The sequence below is a fragment of the Desulfitobacterium nosdiversum genome, assembly GCF_049860565.1.
Lineage (GTDB): Bacteria > Bacillota > Desulfitobacteriia > Desulfitobacteriales > Desulfitobacteriaceae > Desulfitobacterium_A > Desulfitobacterium_A nosdiversum.
On the sequence record NZ_CP172056.1, the window covers coordinates 2,132,337 to 2,155,050 of the forward strand.

Here is a 22,714-nt window from a genome sequence, read left to right on the forward strand (position 1 = left end):
ATATGGCTCAGAAAAATGCTACACCACTGAATTTACGCGAAGAAGGTTTAAGTCAGGAGACTGTTTTTAAGGGACGGTTGCTGCATATCAATCGGGATACTGTTCGTTTACCTAATGGAGCGGAAGCGACGCGTGAGGTCGTACGTCATCCTGGAGCTGTGGCTATTGTAGCTTTGGCAGGAGACGATCTGTTATTAGTTAAACAATATCGTTACCCCATCGATCAGGAAACCTTAGAAATCCCTGCCGGTAAGCTCGAACCTGGAGAGACTCCGGAAATTTGCGCTCAAAGAGAACTTCGTGAAGAGACGGGGTATCGGGGAAGACTTGATTATATTGGAAAATTCTATTCAACCCCTGGGTTTTCGGATGAAATAGTGCACCTATTTAGCGCTGAAGAATTGATTTGGGCTCCTTTAACTGCAGACGATGATGAGTTTTTAAGTGTAGAACGAATTTCTTGGACGGATGCACTCCGGCAAGCTAAGAATGGGAATTTCAGCGATGCTAAAACAACTTTAGGAATTTTGATGCTGGCAGGGAAAAAAGAGTGATAAAAGCATTTGCCGACTTGCATATTCATATTGGACAAAGTTTAAACGGTAAAGCTGTAAAAATCACTGCGGCCAGATCTTTAACTTTACCTCAAATTATTCGTGTCGCCCGTGATGTAAAAGGATTATCGATGATTGGAATCATTGATGCACAATCCAATGGGGTTCGGCATGATTTTAAAGCATTACTGCAAGAGGGTGAGCTTGAACTTTTAGAGGGGGGCGGTTACCGTTCAGGAAACCTTACCATAATCCCGGGAGTCGAACAGGAACTAAGCGTAGGAGACGGAACAGCACATCTCCTTGCTTATTTTTCTTCCTTGGATAATATGGAACGATATATATCTGAACTGAAACCTTACGTTAAAAATTGGCAGCTAAGCTCTCAGAAGGCTTATGTCCGGATCGAGAAGTGGTTGGAGGCTGTCGCCCTTGGAAAAGGGATTTGGCTGCCTGCCCATGCGTTTACTCCTCATAAAGGAATCTATGGGAACTGCTGTACATCCCTGTTTGAAGTTTTACCGGGCTTACCGCCTGCCTTAGAAATCGGATTGAGCGCGGATCGCCAAATGGCCAGAAGTTTATCGGAGCTTGAACACGTTACACTTTTCAGTAATTCAGATGCTCATTCCCTGCCCAAAATTGCCCGGGAATATAATTTATTAGAGTTGACAGAGAATTCCTTTGCAGGACTTTCAAAATTAGTGTATGAAAAGCAAGGGCATGTAATCGCGAACTATGGACTCCCTCCTAAGGTTGGAAAATATCACCGGACGTATTGTTTAGTTTGCGAAAAAATTGTGGAAGGCCGGCCTCCTGTACTAAGTTGTCCGCGGTGTGGAAGCCAAAAGGTCGTAACGGGTGTTATGGATCGTTTAGTCTCGATTGCCGATCGAGAGCTTATCCATACTCCGGATTCCCGATATGTTTATCAGGTCCCGCTCAGCAGCCTGCCTGGCATCGGGCCTAGGATGTATAAGCGGTTGCTTGACGTATTCGGAACAGAGATGGCTGTTTTACACCATGCATCAAAAGATGATTTGGTTCAGGTTGCGGGAGAAAAAGTAACTCAATGGATTTTAGGCTCGCGTGAAGGTAACCTTGTTTTTCAAGAAGGCGGGGGAGGAGTTTATGGTCGGGTAGTGGACATACTTTCCTAATCTGACGAATACATCTTACTAAGGTCTAATTATGAAATTCTGGGTCGTGTAGCTTCTCGCACATCAGCTCTCTCAGCGCTTCGGGGCTGGCGTACTTGCTTTCGTCGGAGCTTCGCCAAACCTCTAGGTAATACCTGAAGTGAACCGGTGGCTTCGCTAACCAACGAAAGCATCGTACTCCTTATCCCCTTCGAGGATAAGTCAACTAAGGTTTGCGTTTCGTTCCTCAACACAAACCAAGTTTCCTTTATCGCCCCTCCGCGAAATCGTTCACTGCTGTGCGAGAAGCTACGCTTACGGGCCTTTTTTAGTTATTTATAAAGCCTTATAAGATGTAAATAGTGTTTCGTTAGATTAGGGGGAATCCAGATGCGCAGATTGCTTAAGGAACATATTCTTCAATATTGGGTCATTTATTTGACGCTGACGGGGGTATATTTAGCTGGGATCGTTTTTGGGGCTATTGGCGTTGGGGCTTTAAGCGGGACTGAAAGCACTCAGCTTATTCAATTTCTGGATAAGCTTTTGACGAGTCAGCCAACGACTTTGGATTCCAGTTTTTTGATGCAGCTTGCGCGTGAACAATTTATTATTATGGCAGGTATTTGGCTGCTTGGGCTCACCGTTATCGGAACTCCGTTAATTTATTTGATCATATTTATCCGTGGTTTTGTATTCGGCTTTACGATAAGTTTTATTATTGGCGTAAAAGGATTATGGGGATTGGGGTTAATTCTCATTTCGGTTTTACTTCCTGCGGTTGCCGGTATTCCGCTTTTGCTTCTGGGCGCCGGAATAGCAACGATTTTCTCGTTTCTCCTCCTTAGAGGGAAAACGGCAGGCGAATCCTTACGCCGCGAGTTCTTCTATTACTCCTTGGCTACCATTTTAATATCCTTAGGCTCGATTGCCGTAGGGCTGTCGCAAGGATATTTTTCTCTTCTGGGAGTAAAATTCCTAAATCTTTAGCGATTCGCAGAAAATAACATAGAGACAATCCGTGAGAGCATACGTTTTAGGGGAGGGGAGCGTATGCCTAGAAAAAGTTGGCCTGAGTTTTTCGCTTCAATTGCACGGATTATGATCTTTCTCATTTTGCTTGCGGTGTTGCTGCCCAAACTTGTCAGTGTTTGCAGTACATGGATTTCCGCGCGGGGGCAAGATGAGCGTAAGCCCAGCGGAAATCCAATGCGGGTTGAAGAACCTTATTGGAGCCGCTATGTCCTTCAGCTGTTTCCCAATTCGCAACAGCGTAAATAACGCAGGAAAAAGGCCTTCCCATGTAGAAGTAGACGATTAAGGGAGGGGATAAAATGGAGCTTCAGGATTTAACTTGGCTTCGTAAGTATTTAACCTACCTTAATGTTGAGCGTGGACTCTCAGTAAATACACGGCTTAGCTATGAACGTGATCTTAAGAAATTACATAAGTTTTTGCACGCGAGGACTAAGGATTTTGGAAACTGCGAAGGGAATGATCTCTTCCTGTTCCTTGTTCAGGAGAAAAAGCAAGGCAAGTCTGCGCGTTCACTTGCCCGCTATCTCGCAACGATGAGGGGGTTTTTTTCGTTTCTCCTGCTGGAACGGATAAGAGAAAAGGATCCGACGGAATATTTAAGCCCTCCAAAGCTGGAACAAAATCTTCCTCATGTGTTGTCTGAGAATCTAATGGACAAACTATTGGCGAGTACATCTTCCGAGGATCAGGCTAAAGAAAATAGTTCGGAAGAAAAAGATGCTAAAAGAGAAGGCAGGGAAACAGAAAGAGAAAGAGTACTTTTGCTTCGCGATCGGGCAATTTTGGAGGTGTTTTATAGTAGCGGCTTGCGAGTATCGGAAGTCGTTGGCTTAACCTTGAAGGACTTTACCTCGGAGACCGGATACTTGCGCTGCCGCGGAAAGGGAAATAAAGAGCGTATTGTCCCTTTAGGAGAGCCTGCCGAACAAGCTTTAAAAAAATACCTGCAGGAGGCAAGACCTTTTCTTTTAGAAGATAAAAAATCGGATATTCTGTTTTTAAATCTACGCGGGAAAAACCTGACCCGACAAGGAATTTGGGAGATCCTTAAAAAATGGGCTCAGAAACATGGAGTAAGGGAGAACGTATATCCCCATCTGATGAGGCATAGTTTCGCTACGCATATGCTGGATCACGGAGCTGACTTGCGTTCGGTGCAAGAGTTGCTGGGCCATGCGGATATTTCGACAACTCAGATTTATACTCATGTTTCACGTCAACATTTAATCGAGGTCTTTAGGAAGGCACACCCGCGTGCTGATTAGAGTTAGGCAGGAGGTAAAAAATTTGGCTAAAAGAGCAATTCTTATTGTCTTAGATAGTGTAGGCATCGGTGAGATGCCGGATGCTTTGGAGTATGGTGATCAAGGGAGCAATACGCTCGGCAACATAGCAAAGGCCATGAATGGTTTGAATTTACCCAACCTTCAAGCCTTAGGACTTGGAAACATAGCGCCGATTCAAGGCGTAGAGCCTACAGACAATCCACAGGCGTGCTATGGGAAAATGGCCGAAGCTTCTCCAGGAAAAGATACGACTACGGGGCACTGGGAAATCGCAGGCGTCATTCTGGAAAAAGCGTTTCCGACGTTTCCGAAAGGGTTTCCCCAGGAATTTATACAAGCTTTTGAAGAGAAAATCGGACGCCGCGTTTTAGGAAATGAAGTGGCTTCCGGCACAGAAATAATTCAACGCTTAGGTGAAGAACATGTTAAAACGGGACGACCGATCGTTTATACTTCGGCCGATTCTGTTTTCCAGGTTGCCGCACATGAAGAGGTTATTCCGCTTGCCGAACTCATGCAATTCTGCGAAACGGCCCGTCAGATGCTGGATGGAGATATGAGGGTCGGTCGTGTTATTGCCCGTCCTTTCTTAGGAGAACCGGGAAATTATTACCGGACAAGCCATCGTCATGATTTTGCGATCGAGCCTCCTCATAAAATTCTCTTGGATTATGTTCAAGAGGCGGGCTTAAATGTAATGGCGGTCGGTAAAATCAAGGATATCTATTATGGGCACGGGGTAACTGAGTTTGTCTTAACAACAGGAAATCAAGAGGGAGTGGATAAGACGCTTCTCTACCTAAAGGAGGAAAAAAGCGGTCTGATCATGACCAATCTCGTGGATTTCGATATGCTTTTTGGTCATCGCAATAATGTCAAAGGGTATGCTCAGGCTTTGGAAGAGTTTGATGCCCGGCTGCCTGAAATATTAGCTTGTTTAAATAAAGAGGATATCTTGATTATTACGGCTGATCATGGCTGTGATCCTACGACCCCAAGTACGGATCACTCAAGAGAATATGTCCCTCTTCTCGTTTATGGACAGGAACTTCAAAGAGGTGTCAATCTCGGTGTTCGCAGCAGCTTTTCTGATCTGGGACAAACTGTCGCCGAATATCTAAAGACATCAAGAATTCCTCATGGTAAAAGTTTTCTGGCGGATATCGTAAAAAGTTAGAAGTTTGAAGTTAAGAAACTAATAAGTTTGAAGTTAAGAAACTAATAAGTTTAAGAATATAAGGAGCTTAAAGAGTAAGACGTTAAGATACGAGTTTTCGAAGGAGGTTAATCGGAATGGCGATTACTGAAAAGGATTATGCTGCCAAACTTGCTGAAGTTCGGCATTTTCTCATGGAAAAAGTGAATAATCAACCTGAAATGGGGATCGTTCTTGGTTCAGGGCTCGGCGGATTTGCCGAGGTTATGGAAGAAGCGGTTTCGATTCCTTATCGTGATATCCCTCATTTTCCGGTCTCAACGGTTGAAGGGCATAAGGGAGAGCTTGTTTTTGGCAAGGTCAACGGAAAGCCGGTTGTTGCAATGCAAGGACGTTTTCATTATTATGAGGGCTATTCTATGCAGGAAGTGACCTTTCCCATCCGTGTTATGCAAGTTCTTGGTGTTACTGGATTAATTGTCACCAATGCCTCGGGAGGCATTAATTCCTCTTACCGTCCCGGTGATTTAGTTTTGATTAAGGATCATCTGAATTTTATGGGTGAAAATCCGCTTCGGGGAGCTAATCACTCAAACTTAGGCCCGCGTTTTCCTGATCTCAGCGAAGGGTATGATTTGGAATGGAGACAAAAAGCCTTAACCGTAGCCCGCGAGATCGGGATTCATCCGCAGGAAGGCGTTTATGCGGCGATGAGTGGTCCTAGCTATGAAACGCCTGCAGAGATCCGTTATCTTCGAACCGTAGGTGCTGATCTTGTAGGTATGTCGACTGTGCCTGAAGTGATTGCTACAAACCATGGCGGGATGCGTGTTCTTGGGATTTTGTGTGTAACGAATATGGCTGTAGGGATTCTTCCGCAGCGTTTAAGTCATGCAGAGGTTATGGAAACAGCTGAACGGATTGAAAAGCAGTTTATTCGCTTTGTCCAGGCTTTGGTAAGAATTCTATAGAATTTGAAATGACCTAAGACTTTTTATATTATCTAAGATTACTAATTTGCAAGCTATCAAGTTTCTGGACTGTCAAGGGAGAGGTGGTTTTTTGAGAGCGGTTGACCTTATTCAAAAGAAAAAACGCGGTGAAGTGTTAACAAAAGATGAGATTGACTTCCTGGTACAAGGTTATGTAAATGACGAAATTCCTGACTATCAGATGTCCGCCTTTTTAATGGCGGTTTACTTCCAAGGCATGAATAAACGGGAAACCGCTGACCTGACTCTTGCCTTCGTCAATTCCGGTGACCAAAATGACTTGTCAGCAATTCAAGGAATAAAAGTGGATAAGCATTCTTCTGGCGGAGTAGGAGATAAGCTTAGCCTTGTGATCATTCCTTTAGTGGCTTCTTTAGGAATACCTGTGGCTAAAATGTCCGGCCGCGGTTTAGGCCATACCGGCGGAACGATTGATAAGCTCGAATCCATTGAAGGCTTTCAAACCGTACTTGATCCAGAAACGTTTATTCAGAATGTCAACACATACAAAATGGCAATTGTCGGGCAGAGCTCTAATTTAACTCCCGCCGATAAGAAGATCTATGCGCTCAGAGATGTAACCGCTACTGTAGACAGCATCCCTTTAATTGCCAGCAGTATTATGAGCAAAAAAATTGCCTCCGGCGCGGATTGTATTGTGCTTGATGTTAAAGTGGGTTCAGGAGCCTTTATGAAGTCGGTGGACCAAGCGATTGAATTAGCCGAGACTATGGTTGAAATCGGTAAATCATTAAATCGAAAAACGATAGCAGTGGTTACAGATATGAGTCAGCCACTTGGACATGAAGTAGGGAATGCCAATGAAGTAAAAGAGACTATTGAGATATTGCGAGGAAAGGGTGCAGAGGATGAGACAACAGTTGTTTTAACCTTAGCCTCTTATATGGCTGTTTTAGGCGGAGCATTTAATAATTTTGATTCTGCTTACCTTAAACTGAGTCAGATCCTAAAAGCGGGATCAGCCGTTGAAAAGTTTAAAGAGTTGATCCGAATTCAAGGAGGCAATCCGGAAGTGGTTGATGCTCCTCATAAACTGCCCCAAAGTAAATACCACATTGAGGTTAAAGCTTCGGAGTCTGGATATGTTTCTGCCATTGATGCAGAAAGCATAGGGATAACGGCTATGCTGCTGGGTGCAGGAAGAGAAAAGAAGGAAGATCAAATTGATTTCTCAGCAGGCGTAACGATGGTCAAAAAGGTTGGTGATGATGTAAATACAGGGGATGTGCTTTGTGTTTTGCACACGAATAGGAAAACGTGGGAGGAAGCGAGTGAAGTTTGCCGAAAAGCTTACTCTTTTACAAATGCAAAGCCAAAGCCGATAACCTATATTTATAAAGTTATTCGCTAGAAGGCTATACTCTAAATTCATTCCTCATGATGATAGAATGCAAATTCGTTGAGTGAAATGAAAGGAGATTCTGTTCATAAGACAAAATCCACTCACGTATCTTAATTAAGAGAGCTAAGGAGTGGGTGGAATGCGTGAGAAGAAGATTTATACAATAGCCGGAGATATGAATACTGCCCAGTGCTATGCTGTAATTGGGGATGCCGATCGCTTTAACAAGCATAAGCATGCATGGAAGGCTTGGCGAACGCTTAAAGAATTTGGGTGTGCGGTTTTTCCTGTAGCAGAAGGGATTACCCGTCTTGAAGGGTCTAAGGTTTATCCTAATTTAGCTGCCCTTCAAGATAAAGTTCAGGTTGTTGTTTCCTGTTTGCGTGCAGAACGGCTTCCTAATCTTATCTCCGAAGTCCAAGAATGCGGCGCTAAGATCGTCTGGTTCCAGGAACAAAACTGGACTCAGGAATATCAAGAGCAGGCGGATGCCTTGGGGATTCAAGTTGTTCGCGGGTGCATCCTTAAGCATAAGGTTTACACCCGTCCGTTTGCATTTTTCAATCCCTGTTACTGGCATGGCATGAAGTCGGCCAAAGTTCCTAAGAAGAAATACTGATGTTCGGAATTAAGTAGTTGTAAGAATAACAAATAAAAATAACAAGATAATAAGATAAAAGATAATAAAAATGCCTCGTGTTACAGAAAAATCTATCTGTACGCGAGGTATTTATGATTTACTGAATTCGCTTTATAATATCTCGTGCTATAGCAACGCCGCAAGCGCTTGCCTGGGCAAGTCCGCGTGTAACACCGGCTCCATCGCCGCCGGCGTAGAGTCCGGAGATTTCAGTTTCAAACGTTGAAGTAAGCCTAGGGCGGGAAGAATAAAATTTGGCTTCGACGCCGTAAAGAAGGGTGTGCTCGGAAGCAATTCCCGGGGTAACACGGTCCAGAGCCTGAATCATCTCAATGATGCTTTGCATTGTGGTATAGGGGAGAGCAAGACATAGGTTCCCGGGTACGGCTTCTTTAAGTGTGGGCTCGATAAATCCTTCGCGAATCCTTTTTTCGGTCGAACGGCGTCCTTTCAGTATATCCCCAAACCGTTGAAGAAGAACACTGCCATTCGAAAGATCGTTCGCAAGACGAGAAATAGATTTCGCATATTCATTCGGTTTATTGAAGGGATAGGAAAAGTTATGGGAAACAAGCAGGGCAAAGTTTGTATTGTTGCTGCCTAGGTTTTTATCCTTAAACGCGTGACCGTTGGCCAGCATAACTCCGCTATGATTTTCAATAACAACATGCCCTGAGGGATTGCTGCAAAAACTTCGTACTGAAGTTCCTACGGAAGTCCGATAAACAAATTTGCCTTCATATAAATTTTCGTTAATATCCTCCATAATCGTGTCCAGAGTTTCTACACGGACACCGACATCGACTTGATTGCTGGTCATTTCAAGGTTGTGTTTCCTGAAAATACGGGTTAACCATTCTGAACCATCCCGGCCTGGGACAAGAACAACATAAGCAGCGTGAATTTCCTGACCGTTTTCGTCCAAGATACCGGTAATTTGGAGTTTGCCGTTTTCTTCCTGAGTTAATAAATCCGTGACTTCAGTTTCAAAAGTCATGTCAATTCTTGTTTTTAGGTGTTTATAAATGCTTTTCATGATCTCGAGATTTTGTTCGGTTCCCAAATGGCGAACTTGAGCACGGAGCAGTTTTAAACCAGCGGCTAAGCCCCGCCGTTCAATTTCCTTAACCATAGGAGTAGTAGGGTCAGTCAGCTCGGATTGGGCACCATGCCTCAAGTTAATAGAATCAACATAATGAATCAGTTTTAAAACTTCAGAAGGTGACAAATATTCGGTCATCCAGCCCCCAAATTCCGTAGTAATATTAAACTTGCCATCGGAATAGGCTCCGGCACCGCCAAAACCATTTGTAATCGAACATGCCGGTATGCAGCCTGCATATTCTTTTTTTTCAGTTGGAGGCGGACATTTCGATAACGTCTTCTTCAGGATAGGACAATAACGTTTATAGATGTCACGACCTTTTTCCACCAGAAGGACAGAGAGCTCGGGATTAAGCGCCGTCAGTTCATAGGCAGTGAAGATTCCTGCGGGTCCGGCTCCAACAATAATCACATCATAATTTTTCATAATTCTACCTCCGTAAATTTATACAATTAAAACAGTAAGATACACAAACGTCTAAACTATACCTTATCTATAAGAAAAAAACAATAGATTTTCCGAACATTAATTTAGAAATATATAAAATTATTCGACTATGAGATCCATGTTGTCAAATCTGAAAAACATGATATTCTCAATATAGAAGTAAAAAGATAGGAGCAAGGTCATGATCTGGTTGCTTTTTGAGAGACTGGCTTTAAATACCAGTTTAATTATAACGCTGGCATATCTTGTAAGTAAAACAAAAACCTTTAAAAAAACTTTACGAGGCAAAGCAAGCCGAAAAGATATGGTTCTGCTGATTTGCGTTTTTGGAGCAATGGGAATTGCAGGAACGTATACAGGGATTGAAATCAAAGGGGCTTTAGCCAATTCACGTGTGGTTGGAGTTGTTGCCGCAGGTTTATTAGGCGGACCTATAATGGGGCTTGGGGCAGGTCTGGTCGCCGGACTTCACAGGGTTTTGTTAGGGGGATTTACAGCACTGTCTTGCGGTGTTGCGACAATGATTGAAGGATTGTTTGCCGGTTATATCGGCCTTAAATTTCGTCATAAGAGAATTAAATGGCAGCAGTCCTTAATTGTAGGTATAGTTGCAGAAATAATCCAAATGATAGTCATTCTCGCGATTTCACGGCCATTTACGCAGGCATGGGACTTAGTTCAAGTTATTGGGCTTCCAATGATTACAATGAACGGAATCGGTATTTCTATCTTTATCGGAGTGGTTCAAACAGCCTTGGAAGAAGAGGAGCAAATTGCAGCCTTGCAAGCGCAAAAAGCATTGCAGATTGCAAATCAAACTCTTACCATTTTACGCTTAGGTCTCAATGAAAAGACGGCTTTACAAGTCGCTCAGATTATTTTTGATCAAACGGACATGGCCGCGGTAGCATTAACTGACCGTGAAAAAATATTAGCGCACGTTGGAAAGGCTTCCGACCACCATAAAAGCGGAATGGTCATTCAAACAAGAGCGACTTGGTTAGCTTTGGAATCAGGGGGGCTAAAGTTAGCGGAGTCTCGTGAGGAAATTGGGTGCAGAGAACCGAAGTGCCCTTTATCGGCTGCATTAGTTGTTCCCTTAAGAGTGGGCAGCCAGATAATTGGAGCGCTGAAAATATACCGGGAACACGGTCAGAAGATTAGTCCTGTTGATTGGGAATTCGGTGCCGGGTTAGGGATGTTATTCTCTACGCAGCTTGAAGTAGCGGAGCTTGAAGCACGTGCTCAACTTGTGGCCAAGGCCGAGTTAAGAGCATTGCAGGCTCAAATCAATCCTCATTTCCTTTTTAATGCCATTAACACGATTGTTTCCTTTTGCCGTACAGATGCGGAAAAGGCGCGAAAACTTCTTATCCAGTTAGGAGACTTCTTTCGAAAAAATCTTCAGAGTGGTGATAAATTTGTTACCCTTCAGGAAGAATGTGAACATGTCCGTTCATATCTTGCTATTGAACAAGCGCGTTTTTCTGATCGACTTAAGGTAGAAGAAAAGATTGAAGAGACAGCATTAAGCTGCCGCTTGCCAGGATTAACACTGCAGCCGCTCGTGGAAAATGCTCTCAAACATGGGGTTTATCCTGGAAAAGGACAAGGGGTTATTCAAATACTTGCATCGCTGGAACCTGAGAACTTAGTTATTCAGGTCAAAGATAATGGGGTAGGAATTTCTAAGGAAAAATTAGAGCAGCTTCGTAATGGGGTTAAAATCAGCACGACTGGACTTGGAATTGGGGTTCAAAATGTTGCCCAACGCTTAAAGTATGCTTACCATGATCAGGCTTGTTTTACGATTGATAGTACACAGGGCGAAGGAACTTGCGTTACGTTAACCATTCCTAGGCAGTTTTCAGTGGAATAGAGGGGGCAAAGAGAATAATGAGAGTATTGATCGCTGATGACGAACGACCTGCACGGGATGAACTCAATTTTTTATTAAGGCAAATTGATGGAATAGAGATTGTAGGTGAGGCTGCCAGCGGTGAAGAGGTTATGGCTCAGGTCAAAAAACTCAACCCTGATGTACTTTTCCTGGATATTCAACTTCCGGATGCTTCAGGAGTAGACATTGCTCGGCAATTATTCATAGAAAAATTGAATCCTGTTATTGTATTCGCAACAGCTTTTGATCAATACGCGGTTGAAGCATTTGAAGTCAATGCTGTTGATTATTTATTGAAACCGATCCATGAGGAACGCTTATCCGAGACAATTACCCGATTGCAGAAGCGTTTAGAAGGAGTAAATTCTCCTGAAGACGCACTTCCGGATCAGGAGGCAGAAACCTGCAAAATAGAGAGTGAGAACGCTTTAGAAATCAATAACCTTCAAGGGGAAATCAAAGAAGAGGGCACACCGGAAGAATTTTTAAAAAAACTCGATATGATATATTATGCTTTAAAACAGACACCTTCTAAATTAAAAATAGAAGAGAATGGGAGAATTTATTTAATTCCGTGTTCGGAAATCCTTTATGCCACGATTGAAGACCGAGTTGTTAGGATTGTGAGCGAGCAAAAGAGTTATTTAACCAACTATACCCTTTGTGAATTAGAAGGAATATTAGGCAATTCTTTTTTGAGGGTTCATAAAAGTTACTTAGCCAATGTCGATCGGATTGAATCGATAATTCCGTGGTTTAATAATACGTACAATCTTATTATGAAAGATCGTCATGAAATTCCTGTGAGCAGAACTTATGTTAAAAATTTTCGCCAAAGATTAGGTTTATAAAAAATAATTCAGCTTTTCAATAGAGAAAGCACTCTGTTAAGTCAAACTTAATTTAACAGAGTGCTTTTTATATTTTTGTTTGGACTTAATTATAGAATGTGTATTTCCTTTTCAATAGAATTTTCTTTTATGGGAATAATAAAGAAAACGTAGTTAAATTTTAGTTATCAAGGAGGATTAGGAATGCGTAAAGAACTGACTTTAATGCTAACGTTAATGTTGGTATTAGGAAATTTCGGAATTGTACAGGCAGCGCCCGCTCCCGTTAAACCACAGGCACAAGCGGCGGAACTAGAAACTGAGGCAGCGAGTGCGATTTTAATGGATGCTGAATCTGGCCAAATTCTCTATGAGAAAGAGCCCCATAAAGAACTCCCTCCCGCAAGTGTAACCAAGCTGATGACCATGCTCGTCGCAGCAGACGCCGTCAATTCCGGGAGAGTTAAATTAACGGATAAAGTAACGGCCAGTGAAAATGCCTGTAAGCTCGGGGGATCTCAAATCTACCTTGAACCCGGAGAGACATTTTCTCTGGAAGAGATGTTAATCTCAATCGCTGTAGGTTCTGCTAATGATGCCTGCGTTGCTGTGGCCGAACATATCAGCGGAACGCATGAAGCATTTGTCAACGAAATGAATAAAAAAGCACAGGAATTAGGCTGTAAAAATACGCATTTTGCGAATGCTTATGGGTTACCGGCAGAAGGACATTATACCAGTGCTTATGATTTAGCATTGATGGGCCGTGAAGCACTTAAATATCCGCTCGTTAAGAAATTAACCTCAACCAAAGAATACGATTTGCGCGATGGAAAGTTCAAGCTTTGGAATACGAATAAGCTTCTTTGGTGGTATCAGGGAGCCGACGGCTTTAAAACAGGATGGACAAATGAAGCGAAATATTGCTTAGCTTCCACCGTAGAGCGGGACGGGCTTCGCCTGATCGCTGTGGTTATGGGAGTTCCGCAGGTGCGGGGACATTTTGCAGAGTCTATGAAAATTTATAATTACGGGTTTGCGAAATATGCACACAAGGAATTTGCTCCTGCCGCCCAAAAACAAGGTGTGGTTACAGTAGGGAAGGGAACGGAAGCCGAAGTCGTTGCTGTAACGGAAAAATCATTAGGTGTAACCGTAGAAAAAGGTAAAGATAAAAATATATGGGCAGAAACAAAACTCGATCCGCAAGTTGAGGCTCCCGTTCAACAAGGACAAAAGTTAGGGGAAATTCGGCTTTACCGTGAAAATGAACTTTTAAGCCAAGCTAATCTTGTTGCAGAAAAGGCGGTAGCGAAAGCCGGAATGTATCAGCAGATGACCCGTACTTTAAAAGGTGTGTTTGGCTTCTAATTATTTGGAATCAGCGGGGTTGACTTGAAGAAACTGACGGATGTGGTGTAATGCTGCCCGTTCAATTCGAGAGATTTGGACTTGCGAGAGATTGAGCTGGGCAGCTATTTCGCTTTGCGTTTTATCTTCAAAAAATCGCATGAGAAGAACCTTTTTCTCCCGCTCAGGAAGTTTATCGAGAACTTCTTTTAGGGCAATTTTCTCAAACCAACTGGGTTCGAGGTCTTTTTCAATAGGAAGCTGATCCAAGATATAAATTGGATCAGAATCATCCTGATAAAGAGTGTCATGAATTGAGGCTGGACTTTGAACTGCCTCAAGAGCGGATACAATCTCATCACGTTCTACTCCGATTTCTTCAGCGATTTCACCAATGGTTGGTTCACGTCCGAAAGTCGATGATAGATTCTCTCGAGTACGATTTACTTTATAAACTAACTCTTTATAGGAACGCGGAACCTTTATCGGATGATCATCTCGAAGAAAACGCCGGATTTCGCCAATAATCATGGGTACGGCATAGGTTGAGAATTTTACCCCATAAGAAAAATCAAACTTATCGATAGCCTTGATCAGTCCTATTGTGCCGATTTGAAAAAGATCTTCAAGTTCATAGCCTCGGTGTGAAAAGCGTTGAACGAGGTTGAAAATGAGTTTCAGATTGCAATTAACGAGCTTGTCCCTGGAGGAGATATTTCCTTCCTTTGCCTCATGGAGAAGGCGCATCATTTCATCATCGGAAAGCAAAGGAAAACGAGGAAGATTCATTTCTGTTAAACGTTGAATCATTTTTCGTCCCTCCTAATGCGTGGAGGGGTTATTTTTGTTCAGGTACTTAACCATTGTTACAGTTGTTCCTTGAGCAACGACAGAATCAACATTTAATTCATCCATAAAGGATTGCATAAATACAAAGCCTAGTCCCATGCGTTCAGGATCCGAGCTGTAGGCTGGCTGCATTGCCTGTTCAATGTCGGAAATCCCGCATCCGCGATCACGGACAGTGATTCGTAAGGCTTCCTCATCATATTTGATATCCAAAGAGACAAGTTCCTCGCTCCTATTCCCATAACCATGAATGATTGCATTGGAGACGGCTTCAGAGATGACAACCTTTAGTTCTTCAATATCGTTCAGTGAAAGGTCAAGTTGAGCTCCGATCGAAGCGATCAGCATCCGTGCAATCCCGACGTTTTCAGCAGTACTGCTGAAGGTAAGTGCGAATTGATTTTTTTTCATTGGGCATTACCCTTCCTTTCTTCATCAGAAGATCCATTCTCAAAGGGAATAATCTTCGGTAACCCTGATAACTCCATGATCTTGTAAATATGAGAAGGCACCTGTTTGATAATAACTTTTCCCCCAAGCAGCATCAACTTTTTATACCGCCCTAAAATTACACCTAAGCCTGAACTGTCAACGAAGGTTACGTCATGAAGGTCTAAAATAACGGTTCGTATTCCGCGGCGATCGATTTCTGTATCGATGGCTTGGCGAAGGTCTTCTGAAGTCCTCATATCAAGTTCTCCAGCCAAACTTAAGGACAATGTTTGACGCTCTATTTTCTTCTCGATCTGCAAACCGATTCCCTCCTATCCGAGTTCTTTCTCTGTTCAATTCGACGGCATCCAGAAATTTCCTTCACGTCGTATGGAAAAATTTCACAGTTAACTCGTTTAAGTTGACGGGCTTTTGAATAAATTAGTCATTTAGGTTAAAACTATATATTAATTTTAATTTTAGCCGTGTTTGAAGGGAGAGATCGCTTTGCCAGGAAAAAGTCTTAGGCCGCCCAACCTGAATATTACCCCTGAGGAATACCAAAATTTGACGACGAAAATGACTCCGAAACCCAATGCCCTTTTAAACTCTGTCCGTGCGTTTGTAGTAGGCGGACTGATCTGTGTTATCGGTCAATTTATTATCAATGGGCTGAATGTGGCAGGTCTGCCTCGAACAGAAGCTTCTTCAGCGGCAACGGCGATACTTATCCTGATTGGAGCTTTGCTCACCGGGCTTGGTATTTATGATGAGATAGGTAAGTATGGAGGTGCTGGTTCGATCGTCCCTGTTACGGGATTTTCGAATTCAATTGTTGCACCCGCATTAGAGTTTAAACGCGAAGGGTATGTCCTAGGTGTAGGAGCACGTCTCTTTACTATTGCAGGGCCTGTTCTCGTTTATGGAATAGCAACCTCAATTATTATCGGGATTATTTACTACTTTCTGCTTTAAAGCTGCTTTAATACATTATGAAATGGGGGAAGAAAATCGGAATGAACCTAAAACGCATAGGAAATCAAACAGTAACTTTCGAAAATCCTCCGGTCATTCTTTCATCCTATTCCGTAGCCGGTCCTAAAGAAGGGCAAGGACCACTGGGAAAGACGTTTAGTAAAGTTTGGCCGGATACGATCAATGGAAATAAATCATGGGAGGTTGCGGAAAGCAAAATGCTTGAAGAAGCATTGCAGGGTGCACTCAAGCAATCGAACCTCCAGCAAAGTGAAATTGATTTTATGTTAGCTGGCGATTTGCTGAATCAAATTATTTCATCAAATTTTGCTGCTCGAACAATGGGCTTCCCCTTTATTGGTATATTCGGTGCATGTTCAACGATGGCCTTAAGCATGGCGATAGGAAGTATGTTGATCGACGGCCAATTTGCACGAAATGTTTTAGTCGGTGTTTCCAGTCACCATGACACTGCAGAGCGGCAATTCCGCTTGCCGACAGAACATGGGAGCCAAAGACCCATGAGTGCACAATGGACGGTAACAGGAGCGGGAAGTGTAGTTCTTGCTCAATCCGGGAAAGGACCGCGTATCACTGCTGCCACTATAGGCCGGGTTCTCGATTATGGTGAAAAGGATGTCAATAATATGGGAGCGGCAATGGCCCCGGCTGTATCCGATACGATTTTGAATCATTTACAAGACTTTAACCGAAAACCTGCGGATTACGATTTAATTGTTACGGGGGACTTAGGCAATGTGGGTCTGCAGCTTTCAAAGGAGATTCTCAAACGAAGCGGAATTGAAATGGCTAATCAATTTAATGATTGCGGAGTTCTGATTTTTGACCCAGCGAGTCAGGATGTTCATTCCGGCGGGAGTGGCTGTGCTTGCTCCTCCATTGTTTTTGCAGGCGATATTATGCAAAAGCTGATCTCAGGTCAATATCAACGGGTATTACTTGTTGGAAGCGGCTCTTTACATAGCCCGACATCCGCTTTACAAGGGGAATCTATCCCGTGTATTGGGCATGCTGTTGTCATTGAAGCCTGAAAGGAGTGGAGTTCGAATGTTTCAGCAAATTATTCCTGCTTTTTTGGTGGGGGGACTGCTATGTGTCATAGGGCAGCTTCTCATGGACCTAACAAAGCCCGCATTTACGCCGGCTCATGTTTTGGTAACCTATGTAACGGGAGGAGCTATTCTCGGAGCACTCGGCCTTTATGGCCCTTTGGTGAAGTTTGCAGGAGCAGGGGCAAGTGTTCCGCTTTCGGGTTTTGGCTACCTCCTGTCTAAAGGGGCAATTGAAGGGGTTGGAAAAAGAGGGCTGCTCGGGGCTTTTTCCGGAGGCGTTGAGGCAGCAGCCGTAGGAATTGCGGCAGCTGTACTTTTTGGTTACCTCGTATCGATTACCTTTAATCCTAAAGGATAAAGGAGGGTAAGCGTTGAGTAATTCTGAAAATTCAAATGAATCCAATCAGCAGAATTCAAGCGAACAGGATGTTAAAGTCAGTAAGTACTACCAAGAAAACGTAGATTACATGAATAAAGAACTTGGTGTCCCGGACAGCTATGATATTATTCTGCGGGAAATGTCCATTGGCGGGAAAAAAGTTGCGATCTATTCCGTCAATGGAATGGTGGACACGCATGTCGTCAGCTATATTCTGGATGCCTTGATTGACCTTGAACGAGCAGATCTTGTCGTTAATGCTTTAAACAAATTGGTTAAAGGCCGGATTGTTGATTTACAGGTTAGTGAAGTCGAAACCATGGATAAGGTCTTCTACTTTCTCCTTTCCGGTCCTATGGTTATTTTCGTTGAGGGCCAGGAAAAAGCGATCGTTATTGATGTTCGGTCGTTTCCTGTGCGGGCTCCCTCAGAACCCGATATTGAACGCGTTACACGGGGTTCGCGGGATGGTTTTGTCGAGACGATGGTCTTTAATACCGCTTTGCTCCGCAGGCGGCTGCGTGACCCCAAATTAAGAATGAAGCTTGTTCAAGTCGGCTCGCGTTCCAAAACAGATGTTTGCGTAGCCTATATTGAAGATGTTACCAATCCTGATATGGTTAGCCAAATTACGAAGGAACTTCAAGGAATTAAAATTGACGGGATTCCGATGGCCGAAAAAAGTGTTGAAGAATTTATCCTGGGCAGTAAGTTCTGGAACCCCTTTCCAAGGGTCAGGTACACGGAGAGACCTGATGTTGCCGCAATTCATCTTCTTGAAGGTAATGTTATTATCATTGTCGATACTTCTCCATCCGTGATTATTGCTCCGGTTACCTATTGGCATCATCTTCAGCATGCTGAGGAGTATCGGCAAGAACCGGTTGTCGGTGCTTATCTTCGCTTTATACGGTTTATCGGGATTTTTCTTGCTGTTTTTCTCTTGCCATTATGGTTAGCCGCAGCTTCAAATCCAAACGTCTTGCCTGAATGGCTGAGATGGCTGGGGATTGCTAAACCCGGTAAGATCGGACTTTTTCCTCAGATAATAATTGCTGAGGTGGGTGTGGATTTGTTGAGAATGGCAGCAATTCATACTCCGACACCGCTTTCGACCGCCTTGGGTTTAGTGGCTACGTTTATGTTGGGGGATGTTGCGATTAAGGTTGGGTTATTTACACCGGAAATAGTCATGTATATTGCTATTGTTTCTGTGGGTACCTTCGCAACACCGAGTTATGAGCTGGCTCAGGCGAATCGTCTAGTCCGTCTCTTCTTAGTCATATTAACGTTTATCGGTAACTTTATTGGTTTTGGAATTGGGATTATTCTCGTGTTCTTTTTGCTGCTGCGGACGAAATCGTTCGGTATTCCTTATTTATGGCCGCTTATTCCCTTTGATGCAAAGGCGATGGGGAAGGTGCTTGTCCGCTCGCCGGTTCCAATCCATAATACACGACCGAGTATTTTGAAACCACAGGATGAATCTCGGCAGCCGGAAAAATAGACTTTTAAAACTGAGTAAAAAGACAAGCAAAAATAAGAAAAAATGTGAGGAGGTTTATACGCTTGAAATTAGGTTATCCACGTGCGTTAACCTATTATGATTATTTTCCGTTTTGGGCAGGATTTTTTCGAGAGCTTGACATAGAACTTGTCAGTTCGCCGCCTACCCACCGGACGATGATGGAAGTAGGGCTGAAGAAATCTCCCGCGGATACATGCCTTCCCATAAAGATTTTGATTGGACATCTTAATTCGTTTACAGGCGTCGATGCCGTGTTTCTTCCGCGTTTAGTCAGCATGGAAGAAGGGACGTATAATTGCCCTAAGGTATTAGGACTTCCCGAAAGTATATTAGGGTCAATTCCGCCAGAACTCGAAGTCCTATCCGTGGATATTAATCGACGCTCTGGTGTAAGAGCGGTTGAGAAGAGCTTGATTCAATGGGGGAAATGCTTCGGAAAAAATAAACATCAAGTCTTGCGTGCCTTTGAAGAGGGAGAACGCTGCCTTGATGCATACCGAACCATGCGTAAGCAGGGCTGGAGTTTTGAAGAAAGCATGGCATTCTTTGAAAACGATAATGATCTTCCTTTGGAAATCAGAAATCGATTAACGTTAAAGAAACCGCCAAAGACAGAAAAAGATCAAAAAATCGGGCAAGAGACTTCTCAAGGGAAAGAATATCGACCGACAATTGCACTGCTGGGACATAGTTATCTGACCTATGAAACCTATGCTAATCTAGATCTTTTGGCGAAGTTAGAGGACAAAGCGAATTTAAAGGTCATTGAAAATGTTTCGGATCAAGTGGCTGCTGAAAAACAAAAATCTCTTCAAAAAAGTATCTTTTGGAGTCATTCGCGAAAGATTTACGGAGCGGGGGAGTCCTATCTTGAAGATCCGAAGGTTGACGGTATCATTTATCTATCCTGCTATGGCTGTGGAACAGATTCGTTAACGAATGATCTCATGGCCAGACGTGCAAGAGCAAGGCAAAAACCTTATCTGGTTGTAACGCTTGATGAACATTCAGGTGAGGCTGGCATGGTTACCCGCTTAGAGGCCTTTCTTGATATGCTGGAAAGGAGAATTGGATATGAAAATAACCTTCCCCCACATGGGGAATTCGTGGATTGTCATTCAGGCCCTGTTTGATAGTTTAGGCGTTGAATATGTTATACCGCCGAAGAACAGTAAAGAAACCCTTAATATTGGCACAAAACTTGCGCCGGAATCGGCATGCCTTCCGTTGAAGCTCAATTTAGGAAATTATATTGAGGCTGCCGAACAGGGCGCGGATACCGTCGTAATTACCGGCGGAATCGGGCCATGCCGTTTCGGTTATTATGGCGAAAGTGAACGCCAAATTCTTCAGGACGCAGGATTTTCTTATGATGTGGTTATTCTTGAACCCCCTGACGGAAGCTTAATGGGTTTAGCTGAGCGGATTCGCTATCTTGCCGGCAGAGAAAATTCTTGGTATAAAATCGGGCGAGCGCTGCGTTTTGCTTATCGCAAATCAGTAGCTATCGATCAGATCGAAGATCTAATCCACGGTTTTCGTCCTTATGCCGTAAATTCACAAGAAGCAGATCAGCTTTTCGAGGAGGCCAAGAGGCGTTTAGTACTGGCGATGACTGATGAAGGAATTAAAGGAGCGATACGCTGGCTCAAGTCAAGAATCCGTGAAAAGGAAGAGGAAAATCCTGAACGGTTTTCTGAAAGTCCGTTGAAAATTGGGATCATCGGTGAGATTTATACGATCCTGGAGCCCTTTTCCTCAGTTGAGGTTGAAAAACAACTGGGAAACTTGGGAGCCCAAGTGGATCGATCCATCTATCTTTCGGGTTGGGTAGGCCAACATGTATTTCAAGGGTTAGCTCAAGGATATCGCTCTCTTAAACCTTACTATCGTTTAGCGAAACCGTATTTGAATCACTTCGTTGGAGGGCACGGTGAAGAAACGGTGGGTGCGGCTGTCCATTATGCAAAACAGGGCTATGATGGAATTATTCAGATTCTTCCATTAGGATGCATGCCGGAAATTGTCGCTTCAAGCATTCTGCCGCGAATTCAGGAGGACTATAATGTCCCCATTATGACTTTAACCTTTGATGAACACACAGGCCAGGCTGGGGTTCAAACTCGGCTTGAAGCCTTTATGGACTTGCTTGAACGTTCGAAGGGAAAACAAAATGTTATCCAGCTGGGAGAGATCAGTCATGCACACTAATCAATATTTTTTAGGGGTTGATGTTGGGTCAGTCAGCACCAATATCGTTCTTCTTCGAGAAGATAATACGGTTGCGGAGGCGATGTACCTTAGAACTCAGGGACGGCCAATGCAAACGATTCAGGAAGGCATTAAAAGTTTACGCAATAAGATCGGCAACTCTGTGCAAATTTTAGGCGTGGGTACAACAGGAAGTGCACGTCAACTGGCGGCCACCTTATTGGGTGCAGATGTCGTAAAAAATGAAATCACTGCCCATGCTGTTGCGGCCTCACGTCAGTATCCAGAGGTCCAAACGATTTTAGAGATCGGCGGTCAAGATTCTAAAATCATTATTTTGCGTGATGGAGTGGTCGTTGATTTTGCCATGAATACGGTTTGTGCCGCAGGTACAGGCTCATTTTTAGATCAACAGGCTGCGCGTTTAGGAATCCCAATTGAAGAATTTGGACCCATCGCGCTGCAGGCTGAACACCCAGTGAGAATTGCTGGGCGATGCTCTGTTTTTGCAGAATCGGATATGATTCATAAACAACAGTTAGGACATCCGCTTCCGGACATTCTGGCAGGATTATGTCAGGCAATGGTGCGCAACTATTTAAATAATGTGGGTAAGAATAAAGAAATTCTTGGACCGATTCTGTTCCAGGGTGGAGTTGCTGCCAACCCTGGAATTCGGAAGGCTTTTGAGACAGAGCTGGGACAAAATGTCATTGTCCCGGAACATTTTTCCGTAATGGGTGCCTTAGGGGCTGCTTATCTGGCACAAGAAAAAGTGGTGCAAAGAAAAGAATTAAAAACTCAGTTCCGGGGGCTGCAGCTTACAGATACCCTGTTTAAAGCGCGCAGTTTTGATTGCAATGGCTGTGCCAATCATTGCGAGGTTGTAGAAATACAGCAAGAACAGGATATCTTAGCCCGTTGGGGCGATCGCTGCGGAAAATGGTCAGGAGCGCTTTCGAAGAAGGAAGAGGCAATGAACGAGGTAATGGTATAGAGTTATCAATACCCTTTAAGCGGGCGAACAAAGATGAGATCTAAGGAAACAAGAATAAGAATGGCAATGAGGATTGTTTCAAGCCCTCGGGAAGATATTCCAACACCATACTGCAAGCGTTGAGAATAGAAGGCATTGGAGTACACGGAGTAATCAGGAACAAAAACTTGTTGCTGAACAGGTACATGAGAATAAGAATATCCAGTTTGGGGATAAAATTGAGAGTATCCAGGTTGTGGAATCGTGGTGCAAGGATAAGCTGAATTGAAATTATAAGAGGGAACCTGTTGAGGAAAAGCAGAATATCTATAGGAATAAGGGTTAGGGGCAGGAACTTGATAGGAAGGCTGTAAAGCAGAATTAAATGTTGGCGGGAGCGGGTAGGACGGGGCTCGTGGTCCAAATATTCCCGAAGACATGGGAGTTTCCCCTCCTTTATCAAATATTTGACGAACTTAATGAATAAGAGG

General features: G+C 43.5%; 24 protein-coding genes. 19 read left to right on the forward strand and 5 right to left on the reverse strand.

The features are described from left to right. Positions 1 to 2 precede the first annotated feature (2 nt). The 9 genes from ACHOLT_RS10205 to ACHOLT_RS10245 all read left to right on the forward strand — a co-directional run bounded on the left by ACHOLT_RS10205 (position 3) and on the right by ACHOLT_RS10245 (position 8,147). Complete coding sequence (locus ACHOLT_RS10205) at positions 3 to 554, forward strand: NUDIX domain-containing protein (RefSeq protein WP_425800276.1); 552 nt, start codon at positions 3 to 5, stop codon at positions 552 to 554. After that, positions 551 to 1,714 carry an endonuclease Q family protein gene (locus tag ACHOLT_RS10210; RefSeq protein ID WP_425800278.1) on the forward strand — a complete coding sequence of 388 codons (1,164 nt, stop codon included), beginning with the start codon at positions 551 to 553 and terminating at the stop codon, positions 1,712 to 1,714. Before ACHOLT_RS10205 ends, ACHOLT_RS10210 begins: the two co-directional genes overlap by 4 nt. A 369-nt stretch (positions 1,715 to 2,083) precedes the next feature. Further along, positions 2,084 to 2,683 (forward strand): stage II sporulation protein M, encoded by a 600-nt coding sequence (locus ACHOLT_RS10215; RefSeq protein WP_425800280.1) that lies wholly within the window; start codon positions 2,084 to 2,086, stop codon positions 2,681 to 2,683. A 63-nt stretch (positions 2,684 to 2,746) separates the two neighbouring features. Further along, positions 2,747 to 2,974 (forward strand): hypothetical protein, encoded by a 228-nt coding sequence (locus ACHOLT_RS10220; protein ID WP_425800282.1) that lies wholly within the window; start codon positions 2,747 to 2,749, stop codon positions 2,972 to 2,974. 53 nt (positions 2,975 to 3,027) lie between these two features. Next, a complete protein-coding gene (gene xerD, locus ACHOLT_RS10225) occupies positions 3,028 to 3,996 on the forward strand; it encodes a site-specific tyrosine recombinase XerD (RefSeq protein ID WP_425800284.1) in 969 nt (322 codons plus the stop codon). Positions 3,997 to 4,018: 22 nt separating this feature from the next. Then, entirely contained in the window at positions 4,019 to 5,194 is a 1,176-nt protein-coding gene (locus ACHOLT_RS10230; protein WP_425800286.1) for a phosphopentomutase, read from the forward strand. 116 nt (positions 5,195 to 5,310) lie between these two features. Then, the gene (locus tag ACHOLT_RS10235; RefSeq protein WP_425800288.1) at positions 5,311 to 6,144 is read left to right on the forward strand and encodes a purine-nucleoside phosphorylase; all 834 of its coding nucleotides are present in this window, start codon (positions 5,311 to 5,313) and stop codon (positions 6,142 to 6,144) included. Positions 6,145 to 6,235: 91 nt separating this feature from the next. After that, positions 6,236 to 7,537 carry a pyrimidine-nucleoside phosphorylase gene (locus ACHOLT_RS10240; protein WP_425800290.1) on the forward strand — a complete coding sequence of 434 codons (1,302 nt, stop codon included), beginning with the start codon at positions 6,236 to 6,238 and terminating at the stop codon, positions 7,535 to 7,537. A gap of 130 nt (positions 7,538 to 7,667) precedes the next feature. Next, on the forward strand, positions 7,668 to 8,147 hold the full coding sequence (locus tag ACHOLT_RS10245; RefSeq protein ID WP_425800292.1) for a CoA-binding protein: 480 nt from the start codon (positions 7,668 to 7,670) through the stop codon (positions 8,145 to 8,147). 118 nt (positions 8,148 to 8,265) lie between these two features. On the opposite strand, the gene ACHOLT_RS10250 is transcribed toward ACHOLT_RS10245, so the two are convergent. Next, complete coding sequence (locus ACHOLT_RS10250) at positions 8,266 to 9,699, reverse strand: NAD(P)/FAD-dependent oxidoreductase (RefSeq protein ID WP_425800294.1); 1,434 nt, start codon at positions 9,697 to 9,699, stop codon at positions 8,266 to 8,268. Between the two features lie 202 nt (positions 9,700 to 9,901). Between ACHOLT_RS10250 and ACHOLT_RS10255 the strand changes: the two genes are divergently transcribed. The 3 genes from ACHOLT_RS10255 (at position 9,902) to ACHOLT_RS10265 (ending at position 13,821) form a co-directional block, all read left to right on the forward strand. Beyond that, positions 9,902 to 11,599: a LytS/YhcK type 5TM receptor domain-containing protein gene (locus ACHOLT_RS10255; RefSeq protein WP_425800296.1), complete on the forward strand. Its 1,698-nt coding sequence runs from the start codon at positions 9,902 to 9,904 to the stop codon at positions 11,597 to 11,599. A 17-nt stretch (positions 11,600 to 11,616) separates the two neighbouring features. Continuing rightward, on the forward strand, positions 11,617 to 12,471 hold the full coding sequence (locus ACHOLT_RS10260) for a LytR/AlgR family response regulator transcription factor (RefSeq protein ID WP_425800298.1): 855 nt from the start codon (positions 11,617 to 11,619) through the stop codon (positions 12,469 to 12,471). A 183-nt stretch (positions 12,472 to 12,654) separates the two neighbouring features. Then, on the forward strand, positions 12,655 to 13,821 hold the full coding sequence (locus ACHOLT_RS10265; RefSeq protein ID WP_425800300.1) for a D-alanyl-D-alanine carboxypeptidase family protein: 1,167 nt from the start codon (positions 12,655 to 12,657) through the stop codon (positions 13,819 to 13,821). Here the strand turns inward: ACHOLT_RS10265 and sigF are convergent, their stop codons facing one another. From sigF to ACHOLT_RS10280, 3 genes are read right to left on the reverse strand one after another with little or no spacing between them, the layout of a single operon-like run. After that, positions 13,822 to 14,610, reverse strand: a complete 789-nt coding sequence (sigF, locus tag ACHOLT_RS10270; RefSeq protein ID WP_425800302.1) for an RNA polymerase sporulation sigma factor SigF — start codon at positions 14,608 to 14,610, stop codon at positions 13,822 to 13,824. Between the two features lie 12 nt (positions 14,611 to 14,622). After that, on the reverse strand, positions 14,623 to 15,060 hold the full coding sequence (spoIIAB, locus tag ACHOLT_RS10275) for an anti-sigma F factor (protein WP_425800304.1): 438 nt from the start codon (positions 15,058 to 15,060) through the stop codon (positions 14,623 to 14,625). After that, positions 15,057 to 15,401 carry an STAS domain-containing protein gene (locus tag ACHOLT_RS10280; protein WP_425800306.1) on the reverse strand — a complete coding sequence of 115 codons (345 nt, stop codon included), beginning with the start codon at positions 15,399 to 15,401 and terminating at the stop codon, positions 15,057 to 15,059. Before ACHOLT_RS10280 ends, spoIIAB begins: the two co-directional genes overlap by 4 nt. A 187-nt stretch (positions 15,402 to 15,588) precedes the next feature. Between ACHOLT_RS10280 and spoVAC the strand changes: the two genes are divergently transcribed. The 7 genes from spoVAC to ACHOLT_RS10315 all read left to right on the forward strand — a co-directional run bounded on the left by spoVAC (position 15,589) and on the right by ACHOLT_RS10315 (position 22,244). After that, on the forward strand, positions 15,589 to 16,056 hold the full coding sequence (gene spoVAC, locus ACHOLT_RS10285; RefSeq protein ID WP_425800308.1) for a stage V sporulation protein AC: 468 nt from the start codon (positions 15,589 to 15,591) through the stop codon (positions 16,054 to 16,056). A gap of 41 nt (positions 16,057 to 16,097) precedes the next feature. Further along, complete coding sequence (gene spoVAD / locus ACHOLT_RS10290) at positions 16,098 to 17,108, forward strand: stage V sporulation protein AD (RefSeq protein WP_425800310.1); 1,011 nt, start codon at positions 16,098 to 16,100, stop codon at positions 17,106 to 17,108. Between the two features lie 16 nt (positions 17,109 to 17,124). Continuing rightward, on the forward strand, positions 17,125 to 17,487 hold the full coding sequence (spoVAE, locus tag ACHOLT_RS10295; RefSeq protein WP_425800312.1) for a stage V sporulation protein AE: 363 nt from the start codon (positions 17,125 to 17,127) through the stop codon (positions 17,485 to 17,487). Between the two features lie 109 nt (positions 17,488 to 17,596). Further along, positions 17,597 to 19,015, forward strand: a complete 1,419-nt coding sequence (locus ACHOLT_RS10300) for a spore germination protein (RefSeq protein WP_425807994.1) — start codon at positions 17,597 to 17,599, stop codon at positions 19,013 to 19,015. A gap of 62 nt (positions 19,016 to 19,077) precedes the next feature. Beyond that, positions 19,078 to 20,169 carry an acyl-CoA dehydratase activase-related protein gene (locus ACHOLT_RS10305; RefSeq protein WP_425800314.1) on the forward strand — a complete coding sequence of 364 codons (1,092 nt, stop codon included), beginning with the start codon at positions 19,078 to 19,080 and terminating at the stop codon, positions 20,167 to 20,169. Next, the gene (locus ACHOLT_RS10310; RefSeq protein WP_425800316.1) at positions 20,111 to 21,247 is read left to right on the forward strand and encodes a CoA protein activase; all 1,137 of its coding nucleotides are present in this window, start codon (positions 20,111 to 20,113) and stop codon (positions 21,245 to 21,247) included. The genes ACHOLT_RS10305 and ACHOLT_RS10310 overlap by 59 nt, the downstream gene beginning before the upstream one ends. After that, positions 21,237 to 22,244 carry an acyl-CoA dehydratase activase gene (locus ACHOLT_RS10315; RefSeq protein ID WP_425800318.1) on the forward strand — a complete coding sequence of 336 codons (1,008 nt, stop codon included), beginning with the start codon at positions 21,237 to 21,239 and terminating at the stop codon, positions 22,242 to 22,244. Before ACHOLT_RS10310 ends, ACHOLT_RS10315 begins: the two co-directional genes overlap by 11 nt. A 5-nt stretch (positions 22,245 to 22,249) precedes the next feature. Here the strand turns inward: ACHOLT_RS10315 and ACHOLT_RS10320 are convergent, their stop codons facing one another. Then, on the reverse strand, positions 22,250 to 22,663 hold the full coding sequence (locus ACHOLT_RS10320; protein WP_425800320.1) for a hypothetical protein: 414 nt from the start codon (positions 22,661 to 22,663) through the stop codon (positions 22,250 to 22,252). Positions 22,664 to 22,714: the final 51 nt, after the last annotated feature.